Source organism: Terrabacter lapilli, from assembly GCF_039531305.1.
In the GTDB taxonomy this organism is placed as follows: Bacteria; Actinomycetota; Actinomycetes; order Actinomycetales; family Dermatophilaceae; genus Terrabacter; species Terrabacter lapilli.
In genome coordinates this window covers 573,899-586,711 of record NZ_BAAAPU010000003.1, presented here as the reverse complement: position 1 = coordinate 586,711, position 12,813 = coordinate 573,899, and the positions used below count along the sequence as shown (strand labels likewise).

Sequence of the window (12,813 nt, the reverse complement as noted above, 5' to 3'; positions counted from 1 at the left end):
TATGCCGCCCGGCTCGTCTCCCGTCGCACCCGTCCCCCGCTCGCCGGCTCTCGCCCGGCCGACCCGCGCAGGACGAACTGGGGCGAAGGTCACCAAGGGGATCTGGCGATTGTGCGGCGCGCCCGCTCGGACGGGAGTTTCATCGGATCATGAGCGCACCCCTGCCCACCGACCTCGCGATCGCGAACGCGGCGACCCTGCGTCCGCTTGCCGAGGTCGCCGCCGACCTCTGCGTCGGCCCGGACCACCTCGAGCCCTACGGCCGGGACGTCGCCAAGATCGACCTGGCGGTCCTCGACGAGCCGAGCTCACGTCCCCCGGCGAAGTACGTGGTCGTCACGGCGGTCACGCCGACGCCGCTCGGCGAGGGCAAGACCACGACGTCGGTGGGGCTCGCGCAGGCCCTGCAGCGCCTGGGCAAGCGCGCCGTCGTGGCGCTGCGGCAGCCGTCGATGGGCCCGACGTTCGGCATCAAGGGAGGCGCGGCAGGTGGCGGTTACAGCCAGGTCGTGCCGATGGAGCGGCTCAACCTGCACCTCACCGGCGACTTCCATGCCGTCACGGCCGCGCACAACCTCCTCGCCGCGATGCTTGACAACCACCTGCACCACGGCAACGCGCTCGGTATCGACGTCCGCAACATCACCTGGCGGCGCGTCCTCGACGTCAACGACCGCGCCCTGCGCAACATCGTCATCGGACTCGGTGCCCGGCAGGACGGCGTGGCCCGGGAGACCGGGTTCGACATCACCGCGGCCAGCGAGGTGATGGTGCTGCTCACCCTGGCCACCTCCCTCCGCGACCTGCGCGAGCGCCTGGGCCGGATCGTCGTCGGCTACACGACGCAGGGCAGGAGCGTCACGGCCGAGGACCTGCGCGCCGCCGGGGCCATGGCCGCCATCCTCGCCGACGCCTTGAAGCCGAACCTGCTCCAGACCCTCGAGGGCGGCCCGGCGATCATCCACTGCGGCCCCTTCGGCAACATCGCGACCGGCACCTCCTCGGTGACCGCCGACCTGATCGCCATGCGAGGGAGCGACTACGCGATCACCGAGGCGGGCTTCGGGGCCGACATGGGCGCCGAGCGCTTCTTCGACGTCAAGTGCAGGGTGAGTGGGCTGAAGCCCGACGTCGCCGTCATCGTCGCGACCGTGCGAGCCCTCAAGACCCACTCCGGGCGGTATGCCGTGAGCGCCGGCAAGCCGCTGCCCGCCGGGTTGCTCGAGGAACGGCCCGAGGACGTCGAGGCGGGCCTGGTGAACCTGCGCAAGCACGTCGAGATCGTCCGCCGGTTCGGCGTGCTGCCGGTCGTGGCCGTCAACGCCTTCCCGACGGACCACGCGTCGGAGCACGAGGTGATCCGCCGGTTCTGCAACCGGCTCGGCGTCCGGTCGGCGGTCACGCGGCACGTGGCGGAGGGCGGCGCCGGAGCACTGGAGCTCGCGCAGGTCGTCATGGAGGCCGCCCACGAGCCGACGAGCTTCGAGTTCCTCTACCCGCTGGACCTGCCGCTCGAGCAGAAGATCGAGGCGGTCGCCACCCAGGTCTACGGCGCGGACGGCATCGACGTGAGCCCTGCCGCAGCGCGCGCACTGCAGGACTACGAGAAGCTCGGCTACGGCGGCCTGCCCGTCGTGATCGCCAAGACCCACCTGTCCATCTCGTCGGACCCCACGCTGCGGGGCGCGCCCCGGGGCTGGCGCATGCCGGTGCGCGAGGTGCGCGCCGCGGTCGGCGCCGGCTACGTCTACGCGATCTGCGGTGACATGCGGACCATGCCGGGCCTGTCGAGCTCTCCCAACGCCGAGCGGGTCGACCTCGACGAGGACGGCGCGATCACCGGCCTGTCCTGAGTCCTGCCGCCTCGAGCCGGCTGCCCGTCGACCCTGGGAGCCGTCGGGACCGACGGCCGTCGGGCACGTCAGGCTCCTGCTGCTCGACTCAGCCCAGCGGCTGCCCGTCGACCCGGCGGGCCATCGCGACGTCGTCGCGGTAGTCGGTCGCGGTCAGGCGCAGGCCGCGCGGCAGGCGACCGACCTCGCTCCACCCCGCCTTGGCGTAGAAGGCTCCGAGGCCCAGCCCGCCGCGGTAGTCGAGCCGCAGCAGCTCCACCTCGGGCAGCTCGCGCCGTGCGATGCCGACCATGCCGCCGAGCAGGATCCGTCCGAGGTTGCGGCCCTGGGCGGCGGGGTCGACCATGAGCCGCCCCAGCCGGGCGACGTGCTCGTACGGGAACCCGAGCGAGTGCTGCCAGAAGCCGAGGCCGCGCACCGGGCCGTCCGGGTCGCGCAGCACGCAGAGCACGGAGCGCCCCTCCTGCACCTCCCCGAGGTGCCGGTCGAGCGCCGCGCCGACCTCGTGCGGTGAGGCACCCGGCAGGAAGCCGACCGAGCCGCCGGCGTCGTTGACGCGCACCCAGAGCCCGAGCGCGTCCCGCCGCAGCTCCTCGTCGACGTCGGCCCGCGGCACGGTGTCGACCCGCGGCGCCTCGAGGTACGCCATCGGCTTGCCGTCCGGCTCGTCCCGCATCGGGCGCACGCCCACCTGCACGAGCCCGGCCGAGGTCGCGGTGCGCAGCGACGCCGTGTTGACGCCGTCGACCATGGCGGTCACGAGCGAGTCGGGGCGGTGCTCCACCGCCCAGGCGACGACGGCCCGTGAGATCTCGCGGCCGAGCCCGGCTCCGAGCCGGTCGTGGGCCAGACGGTAGTAGAGGTTCAGCGCCCCGTGGTCCGAGTCCTTGTGGCGCAGCCCCGCCCACCCGATGACCTCGCCCGACGCGCGGTCGCGGACGGCGGCATACCCCAGGTGGTCGTGCTCCCAGTCGGTCAGGTCGCCCTCGAGGCGCTCCCGACAGCGCTCGGGGCCGGGCATGCTCGAGGGGGCGTGCGCGTAGGTGCGGGGGTCGGTGTGCAGGCGCACGTAGTCGTCGAGGTCGTCCTCGCGCGGACGGCGCAGCACGACCCGTTCGGTGGCCAGCCACACGTCGCCGGGTGCCTGTGGTTCTCCCGCTCCGGTCACCGTGACCGGCGAGCCCGCGCTCCTGAGGTCCATGCGCTCATCCTCGCCCACCGCACGGACAGCAGGACGGAGGGCCCGAGCGGGCCCTCCGTCCGTGTGCTGTCGGTTCAGCTGGCGACGACGGCGTACGCCGCCAGGTCGGGCTCCAGGGTCGGCGTGACCTTCGCGCGCACCCGGGTGCCCTCCGCCACGTGCTCGCTCTCGAGGATCTCGCCCTCCTCGTGCAGGCGCGAGACGAGGTCACCGCGGTCGTACGGCACGAGCACCTCCACCTCGACGTCCGGCTTGGGCAGCTCCTCGTCGACGAGGGAGCGCAGCTCGTCGATGCCGGCGCCGGTGCGTGCCGACACCGTCACGCAGTGCCGCTCGTGGCGCCGGATGCGGTCGAGCACCTCCGGGTCCGCGATGTCGGCCTTGTTGACGACGATGATCTCCTTGATCTGGTCGCCGCCGACCTCCGCGAGCACCTCGCGGACGGCCGTGATCTGGCCCTCCGGGTCGGGGTGCGAGCCGTCGACCACGTGCAGCAGCAGGTCGGAGTCGGCGACCTCCTCCAGCGTCGAGCGGAACGCCTCGACGAGCTGGTGCGGCAGGCTGCGGACGAAGCCGACGGTGTCGGCCAGGGTGTAGCCGCGGCCGTCGGCCGTCTCGGTGCGGCGCACCGTCGGGTCGAGGGTCGCGAAGAGCTGGTTCTCCACCAGCACGCCGGCGCCGGTGAGGCGGTTGAGCAGCGAGCTCTTGCCGGCGTTGGTGTAGCCGGCGATGGCCACGGACGGGACGCCGCCGGCCTGGCGCGAGTGCCGGCGCGTGTCGCGGCTCGTCTTCATGCCCTTGATGTCGCGGCGCAGCTTGGCGATGCGCGTGTTGATGCGACGGCGGTCGAGCTCGATCTTGGTCTCACCGGGGCCACGGGAACCGATGCCCTCACCGCCGGCGACCCGACCACCGGCCTGTCGGGACATCGAGTCACCCCAACCGCGCAGGCGCGGGAGGAGGTACTGCAGCTGGGCCAGCTCGACCTGGGCACGGCCCTCGCGACTCTTGGCGTGCTGGGCGAAGATGTCGAGGATCAGCGCGGTCCGGTCGATGACCTTGACCTTGACGACGTCCTCGAGGGCACGGCGCTGGCTGGGAGCGAGCTCACCGTCGCAGATGACGGTGTCGGCGCCCTCGGCCACGACGACGTCGCGCAGCTCCAGGGCCTTGCCCTTGCCGAGCCAGGTGGCAGGGTCGGGCCGCTGGCGGCGCTGGATGACGCCCTCGAGCACCGTCGAGCCGGCGGTCTCGGCGAGGGCGGCGAGCTCACGGATGGAGTTCTCGGCGTCGTCGGCGCTGCCGTCGGTCCAGACGCCGGCCAGCACGACGCGCTCGAGGCGCAGCTGGCGGTACTCGACCTCGGTGATGTCCTCGAGCTCGGTGGACAGGCCGTGGACGCGCCGCAGGGCTGCGCGTTCCTCGCGGTCGAGCTGGTCTCCGTCGTAGAGGGCGACCGCGGTGTCCTGCCCGTCGGCCTCGGCGGCGAGGGCCTCGGCGCGGGTGGCGAAGAGGTCCTGGTCGCGCGCGGCGCGGGCGGAGTCACTGGTGCGCTTCATGTGGTTGCTGGTCATGTTCTCCTTATCGTCCCACTGGTCCAACGCCACGAGCCACTCGTTTGTGCCCATCGACCGTGCCCGGTTGAGGCATACCCGCGGCGGCGAGCGGCCACGCCGGTGGCACGGGTCCCGGCCGGTACCGTGACCCGTGATGAGCGAGCCGACCGACCACTACTTCACCGCAGACCCGGCCACGCCCGAGGAGCGCCGCACCATCGAGGTGTCCCTCGAGGGTCGTCGCCTGCGCCTCACCACGGCCCGCGGCGTCTACTCCCCCGACCGGCTCGACCCGGGGACCGCCGTGCTGCTGGCCGGCGCGCCGGACCCGAGCGCGACCGGCGACCTGCTCGACATCGGCTGTGGCTGGGGCCCGATCTCCCTCACCCTGGCGCTGCGGTCCCCGGAGGCCCGGGTGTGGGGCGTCGACGTCAACCGTCGGGCCCTCGACCTCGCGCGCCGCAACGCCACCGCGGCCGGCGTGCGCAACGTGACCTTCTGCGAGCCCGACGAGGTGCCCGCCGACGTCCGCTTCTCGACGATCTGGTCAAACCCGCCGATCCACGTGGGCAAGCCGGCGCTCCACGCCCTTCTCGAGCGGTGGCTGCCGCGTCTCGCCGACGACGGCGTCGCCTACCTCGTCGTGCAGAGGCACCTCGGCTCGGACTCGCTGCAGAAGTGGCTCAACGACCAGGACTGGGGCCTGGCGTGCCGCCGCCTGTCGTCGGCCAAGGCGTTCCGCATCCTCGAGGTGCGCCGCGCCTGACCGCCGGGAGCCGGCAGCCGGCGAGGCTCCCGCTAGAGCGGGAAGTCGCCGTCGGCGACGAGCGCGGCAGGTCCGGCCAGCTCGACCCGCTGGCCGGGCAGCGGGGTCACCGTCAGGCGCCCGCCAGGGACGTCGACGGTCCAGGGGCTGAGGTCCTCGATGCCCGACCAGAAGCGCGTGGCGAGCGCGGCGGCCGCCGCCCCGGTCCCGCACGACCTCGTCTCCCCGACGCCGCGCTCGTGCACGCGCATCGCGATGTGGCCGGGTCCGACGGCCCGCACGAACTCGACGTTGACCCCCTCGGGCTGGTCGGGCTGGACCTCGGGTGCGGCTGTCAGGTCGAGGTGCTCGAGCTCGATGCCCTCGGGGAGCATGACGACGGCGTGCGGGTTGCCCATGTCGACCGTCAGGGCCGGGACCGGCTTGCCGTGGCGCGGTCGGACCATGACGTCGAACCCGTCCCGGCGGGCGGCCTGCTCGTCGCCGAGGCGCCATGGGCCGAGGTCGACGGCATACCCCTCCTCCACGACGCGGACGGTCTTGGTCCCGGCGCGGGTGGCGATGGTGAACTGGCGACCGAAGGCCAGCCCCTCGCGGCGCAGGTAGTCCGCGAAGACGCGGGTGCCGTTGCCGCACATCTCGGCGAGTGAGCCGTCCGCGTTGCGGTAGTCCATGAACCACTCGGCCTCGCGGGACTGCGCGCGCACCGCCTCGTCGGTCGACAGCGCCGCGCGCACGACGCGGATCACGCCGTCGGCGCCGAGCCCGGCATGCCGGTCGGCGATCCGCTGCACCTGGGCGGGCGTGAGCTCGAGGGTGCCCTCGAGGTCGGGGACCAGCACGAAGTCGTTCTCGGTGCCGTGGCCCTTCGTGAAGCGCGTCATGTCACCCATTCTCCGGTATGCCGTGTCGCGGGCCCGCGTCCGCCTCGCGTACCGCCGCGAGCGCCCGGTCGAGCAGGTCGGGGGCCTGGGCGTCGAGCCACACGATGCGCGGGTCGGGACGGAACCACGACTCCTGGCGCCGGGCGTAGCGCCGTGTCGCCTGGGCGGTGTCCTCCCGGGCCTCGCTCTCGCTCAGCTTCCCGTCGATGACCGCCACCGCCTGGCTGTAGCCGATCGCGCGGCTGGCGGTCACGCCCTCGCGGAGGCCGGCAGCCAGGAGGGTCTCGGTCTCGGCCGCGAGCCCGTCGTCCCACATGCGGTCGACCCGGCCCGCGATGCGCTCGTCGAGGACGGGGCGCTCGGTGCGGAGCCCGAGAATCACTGCCGGAGAGGCGAGCTCGCGGGTCGGCATGCTCGCGCTGAAGGGGCGCCCGGTCAGCTCGATGACCTCGAGGGCGCGCACCACCCGCCGCAGGTTGCCCGGCAGGATCGCCGCGGCGGCTGCAGGGTCGAGCTGCCGCAGCCGTGCGTGGAGGGCGTCGCCACCGACGCGAGCCGCCTGGGCCTCCAGGCCGGAGCGGACGTCCGGGTCGGTCGGGGGGATCTCGAGCCGGTCCAGGGCCGCGCGGACATAGAGGCCCGACCCGCCGACGAGGAGTGGGCGGTGGCCCCGGGCGGCGATGTCGGCGAAGTGACCGCGCGCGGCCACCTGGTAGGCAGCCACGCTCGCCTCCTCGGTGACCTCGAGGACGTCGAGCTCGTGGTGCGGGATTCCGCGCCGCTGCGCGACGGGCAGCTTCGCGGTGCCGATGTCCATGCCCCGGTAGAGCTGCATCGCGTCGGCGTTGACGACCTCACCGCCGAGCCGCCCCGCCAGGTCGAGGGCCAGGTCGGACTTGCCCGTCGCCGTGGGCCCGACCACCGCGACGATCGGCACGCTCGGCAGGGTCGGCTCGTCGGGACGAACCCGCTCGACCAGGGAGCTGCTCGCGGGTTCAGGCGTCACGGCATACGGCCGGCCGGCCGGTGCGGGAGGTACGCGTCACGTGCCCGAGCGCTCAGCCGATGAGCTCGTCGGAGTGCCGGTCGCCGGCGTCCCCGCCGCGCTGGTACGCGGGCTCACTGCCGTGCTCGTGCTGGTCGTGGTCGTCGTGCTCGTCATGGCCGAACGGGTCGCGGTCGACTCCCGGGTGCCACGAGTTCCCCGGCTTGCCCCAGCCGTTGCGCTTGACGGCCTTGCGCGCCTTCTTGGCCTGGCGGTCGTCGAGGCGGTCGACGTAGAGCGTGCCGTTGAGGTGGTCGTACTCGTGCTGCATGCAGCGGGCGAACCAGCCCGTCGCGTCGAACTCGACCCGGTTGCCGTCGAGGTCCACACCCACGACGTGCGCGCGGTCGGCCCGCTTGAGCGGGAACGCCTCACCGGGCACGGACAGGCAGCCCTCGGTGTCCTCGTCGGGGTTGGGCCGCTCCTGCGGGATGCGAGGGGTGGTGACGGTCGGGTTGATGACGTGTCCCTGCTCGGGGACGCCGTCCTCGTTGGCCATCTTCCAGACGAAGACACGCAGCCCCACCCCGACCTGGGGCGCGGCGAGGCCCACGCCGTTGGCCGCGACGTTGGTCTCGTACATGTCCTCGACGAGGGTGCGCAGCTCGTCGTCGACCTCGGTGACGAGAGCCGCCGCTCGGTGCAGGACGGGCTCACCGGTGATGACGATGGGGCGCACGCTCATGCGCCAAGTCAAGCACGAGCGAGCGCACCGACCCGAATCGGCTCAGGCGATCGAGCACCCCTGCGCCACGGGCGCGGCAGCAGGCCTGCCGATCGAGGGCATCCCGAGGCTGACCGCCGGCTTGCCGGTGCCGTGCGGGTTGTCCTGCAGGGCCGCCCACGCGTCGCCGCCGCGGGTGCGCCGGACGGCATACGTGCCCCCCTGCACGCCGGAGTCGGCGACGAGGTGGTGCGGGGCGCCGTAGGTGACCTCGACGGTGACCATGTCGCCTGGGCGGGGCACCTCGGCGCCCTCGGGGACCGCGAAGTGCACGAGCCGGTTGTCGCGGGCACGGCCGGAGAGCCGCTTGGTCTCCCCGTCCTTGCGGCCCTCGGACGGCGCGACGAGCACCTCGACCTCACGGCCCTCGAGGGCCCGGTTGCCGGCCCAGCTGACCTCCTCCTGGAGGGCGATGAGCCGCTCGAAGCGCTCCTGGACGACCGCCTTGGGCACCTGGTGCTCCATGGTCGCGGCGGGCGTCCCCGGGCGGATCGAGTACTGGAAGGTGAAGGCGCTGGAGAAGCGGGACTCGCGGACGACGTCGAGGGTGCCCTGGAAGTCCTCCTCGGTCTCGCCCGGGAAGCCGACGATGATGTCGGTCGTGATCGCGGCGTCGGGGATGTGCCGGCGGACGTTCTCGATGATGCCGAGGAACTTGGCGCTCCGGTAGGAGCGCCGCATCTCCCTGAGCACCTTGTCCGAGCCGGACTGCAGCGGCATGTGCAGGCTCGGCATGACGTTGGGCGTCTCGGCCATGGCGAGGATGACGTCCTCGGTGAAGGCGGCCGGGTGCGGGCTGGTGAACCGCACGCGCTCGAGCCCCTCGATCTCGCCGCAGGCCCGCAGGAGCTTGCCGAAGGCCAGCCGGTCGCCGAACTCGACGCCGTAGGTGTTGACGTTCTGGCCGAGCAGCGTCACCTCGACGACGCCCTGCGCCACCAGCGCCTCGATCTCGGCGAGGATCTCACCGGGCCGGCGGTCCTGCTCCTTGCCGCGCAGGCTCGGGACGATGCAGAACGTGCAGGTGTTGTTGCAGCCCACCGAGATGGAGACCCACGCGCTGTAGGCGGAGTCACGCCGGGTGGGCAGCGTGGAGGGGAAGACCTCGAGGCTCTCGAGGATCTCGACCTCGGCCTTCTTGTTGTGGGCTGCGCGGTCGAGCAGGGCGGGCAGCGACCCGATGTTGTGGGTGCCGAAGACGACGTCGACCCACGGCGCGCGCTGGACGATCGTGCCGCGGTCCTTCTGGGCCATGCAGCCGCCGACGGCGATCTGCATGTCGGGGTTCTTCTGCTTGGCCGGCCGCAGCTGCCCCAGGTTGCCGTAGAGCTTGTTGTCGGCGTTCTCGCGCACGGCGCAGGTGTTGAAGACGACGACGTCGGCGACCTCCGGCCGCTCCGCCTCCGGGAGGCTCGAGACGTCGACGTAGCCGGCGGTCTCGAGCAGACCGGCGAGGCGCTCGCTGTCGTGGACGTTCATCTGGCACCCGTGGGTGCGCACGTCGTAGGTCCTGCTCCGGGCGGGCGCCGGCGCGGCGTCGACGGCTGTCGGGGTGGTGGTCTGCGATGTCATGGCACCGACAAGAGTACGACCCGCTGCGCCCGCCTCACGACGAGAGCAGACGCCGCGCCCAGGGGCCCCGGAATAACCGCGACCACCCGCCCGTTCCATTGCTTGACAGTTCAACAACTCCCCCTCATCATGGTTGTTGAAAGTTCAATCACTACCGAAGGATTTCATCATGGGCCTGTTCAACCGAATCAAGGGCGAGACCGTCACCGAGACCCCCTCCGTCGCCGTCGCGGACATCTCCGGCGACTACACGATCGACCCGAGCCACACCCGCATCGGCTTCTCGGCCCGCCACGCGATGGTGACCAAGGTCCGCGGCAACTTCGAGCAGTTCGAGGGCAGCGCGCACGTCGACACCGTGAACCCCGCCAACTCCTCCGTCACCGTGACGATCCAGGCCGCCAGCGTCACCACCGGCAACGAGCAGCGCGACGGTCACCTCAAGACGCCCGACTTCTTCGACATCGCCAACTACCCGCAGATCACCTTCGTCTCGACCGACGTCGAGCGCGACGGCGCCGAGTGGGCCATCACCGGCGACCTCACCATCAACGGCGTCACCAAGTCCGTGACCGTCCCCTTCGAGGAGACCGGGTCGGCGAAGGACCCCTTCGGCAACACCCGCGTCGGCTTCGAGGGCGAGGTCACCATCGACCGCACCGAGTGGAACCTGTCCTTCAACGCGGCCCTGGAGACCGGCGGCGTCCTCGTCAGCGAGAAGGTCAAGCTCGAGTTCGACGTCTCGGCCATCGCCAACGTGCCCGCCGAGGTCTGAGCCGAACGCAGAACCAGCTCGACACCCAGGGGGTGAGGACCACACGGTCCTCGCCCCCTTGTGCTGCGTCGGGGGGCCGACGGCGCCGCGTCGCTCAGTCGCGCCGGTGCTCGGGCAGGCCGTCGATCGCGTCGCGGATGACGGGCCACGCGATTTCGCCGGAGTAGCCCTTGCGGGCGAGCATCCCGGCGAGACGGCGGGACTGGACGGCGGGATCGAGCCCACGCATCGTCCGCAGCTTCTTCTGGACGAGCAGCTCCGCACGCGCGCGCTCGTCGCCGGCGCCCACCTGACCGAGCGCCTCGTCGGCGATCTCCTGGTCGATGCCCTGCTTGCGCAGCTCGTGGGCGAGCGCCTTGCGAGCAAGGCCCTTGCCGGACTGCTTGGAACGCACCAGCATCTGGGCGTACGCCTCGTCGTCGACGAGTCCCACCTCGGTGAACCGGTCGAGGACCCGCGCCGCGACATCGTCGTCGCACCCGCGCTGCCGCAGCTTCCTCTCGAGCTGCGAGCGGCTGCGTGGCGCCATGCTGAGCTGGCGCAGGACGATGGCGCGAGCAACCGCATCGGCGTCGGCGTCAGGCGCCTCGGCCGCGATGTCGTCCGGCGGGGGCACCGGACCCGAGAGCTCTTCCGGGCCCTCCGGCACGGCCCAGTCCGGCCGCTCCCCCGGGTCGACGGCGCCCCAGCCCTTGCCGCCGACCTTCCTGCGCGAGTCGCGCGGGGGTGGGCGGTCGTCGGCCTCGGGCCGCGGCACACCGCTGGCCCGCGCCCGGGCCACGACCTCGGCTTCAGCGAGGGCGGCCGCAGCGCGGGCCAGACGGTCCTGCGTGGTCTCCTGCTCGGAGAACCCCATGATCAGAAGTCGACGGGCACGTCCGCGGCCTGGGCGGGCTGGTCGACGCGCGGCCCGACCCCGAGCTTCTCCTTGACCTTCTTCTCGATCTCGTCGGCGAGGTCGGGGTTGTCCTTGAGGAAGTTGCGGGCGTTCTCCTTGCCCTGGCCGAGCTGGTCGCCCTCGTAGGTGTACCAGGCGCCGGCCTTGCGGACGAAGCCGTGCTCGACGCCCATGTCGATCAGGCCACCCTCGCGCGAGATGCCGTGGCCGTAGAGGATGTCGAACTCGGCCTGCTTGAAGGGCGGGGACACCTTGTTCTTGACGACCTTGACACGGGTGCGGTTGCCGACCGGCTCGGTGCCGTCCTTGAGGGTCTCGATGCGGCGGACGTCGAGGCGCACGGACGCGTAGAACTTCAGCGCCTTGCCACCGGTCGTGGTCTCGGGCGAACCGAACATCACGCCGATCTTCTCGCGGAGCTGGTTGATGAAGATGGCCGTGGTGCCGGTGTTGTTGAGGGCACCGGTCAGCTTGCGGAGAGCCTGGCTCATCAGGCGCGCCTGGAGGCCGACGTGGCTGTCTCCCATCTCGCCCTCGATCTCGGCCCGGGGCACCAGGGCCGCGACCGAGTCGATGACGATGATGTCGATGGCTCCCGAGCGGATGAGCATGTCGGCGATCTCGAGCGCCTGCTCACCGGTGTCGGGCTGCGACACGAGCAGGGCGTCGGTGTCGACGCCGAGCTTCTTGGCGTAGTCGGGGTCGAGCGCGTGCTCGGCGTCGATGAAGGCGGCGATGCCGCCGGCCCGCTGCGCGTTGGCGACCGCGTGGAGCGCGACCGTCGTCTTGCCCGAGGACTCCGGGCCGTAGACCTCGATGATGCGACCGCGCGGCAGGCCCCCGATGCCGAGCGCGACGTCGAGCGCGATCGAGCCGGTCGGGATGACCTCGATGGGCGGCCGGACGTCGTCGCCGAGACGCATCACCGCGCCCTTGCCGTAGCTCTTCTCGATCTGGCCCATCACCGAGGCGAGGGCCTTGTCCTTGTCCTTTTCCTGCACCGATGCCATGTCGGTCACCTAACTGCCGTCTGCGCTGCGGTCGTCTACCTTCGACCCGGGCGACGGCTCGGAATGGAGATTCGCTGTCGGGTCAGACGTTAGGTGCCGGCGCCGACATCGGGTGGACCACGAGACGGCCTGTGGACGATGCGGGTGGTGGCGCAGGACCTGTGGACAACAGTACCGAACACGTGTTCGAAGTGTGCGCCGACACGCCGTCAGCGGCTCGACCGCCCGGCCTGTCCCGCCTGGCCGCCCTGCGCGCCGCGAGCGACGCGGGTGTCCCGGCCGAGGCGCCGCTCGGGCGGCACGTCCATGTCGACGCAGATCGCCTCCCACACCGCGCGCGGCGGCTCGCCGTCCGCCAGCGCCTGCACCACGGTGCGGTTGCCCAGCGCGCCGAGCACGTGGTCGCGAGCGAGGGACCCGGCATACGCCGCGCCGAACTCGTCGTCCATCAAGGTCCAGAAGTGGCTGATCCGCACCCCAGCAGTCTGCCACCGGGCGGGGGGGAACCGTGACGCTCCACCGTGTCGTC

At 72.1% G+C, this 12,813-nt stretch carries 12 protein-coding genes; 3 read left to right on the top strand and 9 right to left on the bottom strand.

Annotated elements, in window-relative coordinates:
- The first annotated feature begins 149 nt into the window (after nt 1-149).
- On the top strand, nt 150-1,853 hold the full coding sequence (locus ABD241_RS04080) for a formate--tetrahydrofolate ligase (RefSeq protein ID WP_344058685.1): 1,704 nt from the start codon (nt 150-152) through the stop codon (nt 1,851-1,853).
- An 88-nt stretch (nt 1,854-1,941) separates the two neighbouring features.
- Here the strand turns inward: ABD241_RS04080 and ABD241_RS04075 are convergent, their stop codons facing one another.
- Entirely contained in the window at nt 1,942-3,054 is a 1,113-nt protein-coding gene (locus ABD241_RS04075) for a GNAT family N-acetyltransferase (protein WP_344058683.1), read from the bottom strand.
- 74 nt (nt 3,055-3,128) lie between these two features.
- Entirely contained in the window at nt 3,129-4,628 is a 1,500-nt protein-coding gene (gene hflX / locus ABD241_RS04070; RefSeq protein WP_344058681.1) for a GTPase HflX, read from the bottom strand.
- Between the two features lie 136 nt (nt 4,629-4,764).
- Here hflX and ABD241_RS04065 point away from each other — a divergent pair, with 136 nt between their 5' ends.
- Nucleotides 4,765-5,376, top strand: a complete 612-nt coding sequence (locus tag ABD241_RS04065; protein ID WP_344058679.1) for a class I SAM-dependent methyltransferase — start codon at nt 4,765-4,767, stop codon at nt 5,374-5,376.
- Nucleotides 5,377-5,408: 32 nt separating this feature from the next.
- Here ABD241_RS04065 and dapF read toward each other — a convergent pair whose 3' ends face one another.
- Genes dapF through miaB form a run of 4 tightly spaced genes read right to left on the bottom strand, consistent with a single transcriptional unit; the run spans nt 5,409 to nt 9,601 of the window.
- Nucleotides 5,409-6,260: a diaminopimelate epimerase gene (gene dapF, locus ABD241_RS04060; RefSeq protein ID WP_344058677.1), complete on the bottom strand. Its 852-nt coding sequence runs from the start codon at nt 6,258-6,260 to the stop codon at nt 5,409-5,411.
- A gap of 1 nt (nt 6,261) precedes the next feature.
- The gene (gene miaA, locus ABD241_RS04055; RefSeq protein WP_425580673.1) at nt 6,262-7,266 is read right to left on the bottom strand and encodes a tRNA (adenosine(37)-N6)-dimethylallyltransferase MiaA; all 1,005 of its coding nucleotides are present in this window, start codon (nt 7,264-7,266) and stop codon (nt 6,262-6,264) included.
- 52 nt (nt 7,267-7,318) lie between these two features.
- The gene (def, locus tag ABD241_RS04050) at nt 7,319-7,990 is read right to left on the bottom strand and encodes a peptide deformylase (RefSeq protein ID WP_344058675.1); all 672 of its coding nucleotides are present in this window, start codon (nt 7,988-7,990) and stop codon (nt 7,319-7,321) included.
- 42 nt (nt 7,991-8,032) lie between these two features.
- Nucleotides 8,033-9,601, bottom strand: a complete 1,569-nt coding sequence (gene miaB / locus ABD241_RS04045; RefSeq protein ID WP_344058673.1) for a tRNA (N6-isopentenyl adenosine(37)-C2)-methylthiotransferase MiaB — start codon at nt 9,599-9,601, stop codon at nt 8,033-8,035.
- 169 nt (nt 9,602-9,770) lie between these two features.
- Between miaB and ABD241_RS04040 the strand changes: the two genes are divergently transcribed.
- The gene (locus ABD241_RS04040) at nt 9,771-10,376 is read left to right on the top strand and encodes a YceI family protein (protein WP_344058671.1); all 606 of its coding nucleotides are present in this window, start codon (nt 9,771-9,773) and stop codon (nt 10,374-10,376) included.
- Between the two features lie 94 nt (nt 10,377-10,470).
- On the opposite strand, the gene ABD241_RS04035 is transcribed toward ABD241_RS04040, so the two are convergent.
- The 3 genes from ABD241_RS04035 to ABD241_RS04025 all read right to left on the bottom strand — a co-directional run bounded on the left by ABD241_RS04035 (nt 10,471) and on the right by ABD241_RS04025 (nt 12,760).
- A complete protein-coding gene (locus ABD241_RS04035; RefSeq protein WP_344058668.1) occupies nt 10,471-11,232 on the bottom strand; it encodes a regulatory protein RecX in 762 nt (253 codons plus the stop codon).
- A gap of 2 nt (nt 11,233-11,234) precedes the next feature.
- The gene (gene recA, locus ABD241_RS04030; protein WP_344058665.1) at nt 11,235-12,284 is read right to left on the bottom strand and encodes a recombinase RecA; all 1,050 of its coding nucleotides are present in this window, start codon (nt 12,282-12,284) and stop codon (nt 11,235-11,237) included.
- A gap of 209 nt (nt 12,285-12,493) precedes the next feature.
- A complete protein-coding gene (locus tag ABD241_RS04025; protein WP_142183978.1) occupies nt 12,494-12,760 on the bottom strand; it encodes a DUF3046 domain-containing protein in 267 nt (88 codons plus the stop codon).
- Nucleotides 12,761-12,813 lie beyond the last annotated feature (53 nt).

Bases quoted from the DNA above. Each gene is read 5' to 3' on its own strand.
- def (WP_344058675.1), bottom strand. From the start codon at position 7,990: ATGAGCGTGCGCCCCATCGTCATCACCGGTGAGCCCGTCCTGCACCGA.
- hflX (WP_344058681.1), bottom strand. From the start codon at position 4,628: ATGACCAGCAACCACATGAAGCGCACCAGTGACTCCGCCCGCGCCGCG.
- ABD241_RS04080 (WP_344058685.1), top strand. From the start codon at position 150: ATGAGCGCACCCCTGCCCACCGACCTCGCGATCGCGAACGCGGCGACC.
- miaB (WP_344058673.1), bottom strand. From the start codon at position 9,601: ATGACATCGCAGACCACCACCCCGACAGCCGTCGACGCCGCGCCGGCG.
- ABD241_RS04065 (WP_344058679.1), top strand. From the start codon at position 4,765: ATGAGCGAGCCGACCGACCACTACTTCACCGCAGACCCGGCCACGCCC.
- dapF (WP_344058677.1), bottom strand. From the start codon at position 6,260: ATGACGCGCTTCACGAAGGGCCACGGCACCGAGAACGACTTCGTGCTG.
- ABD241_RS04035 (WP_344058668.1), bottom strand. From the start codon at position 11,232: ATGGGGTTCTCCGAGCAGGAGACCACGCAGGACCGTCTGGCCCGCGCT.
- recA (WP_344058665.1), bottom strand. From the start codon at position 12,284: ATGGCATCGGTGCAGGAAAAGGACAAGGACAAGGCCCTCGCCTCGGTG.
- ABD241_RS04040 (WP_344058671.1), top strand. From the start codon at position 9,771: ATGGGCCTGTTCAACCGAATCAAGGGCGAGACCGTCACCGAGACCCCC.
- ABD241_RS04075 (WP_344058683.1), bottom strand. From the start codon at position 3,054: ATGGACCTCAGGAGCGCGGGCTCGCCGGTCACGGTGACCGGAGCGGGA.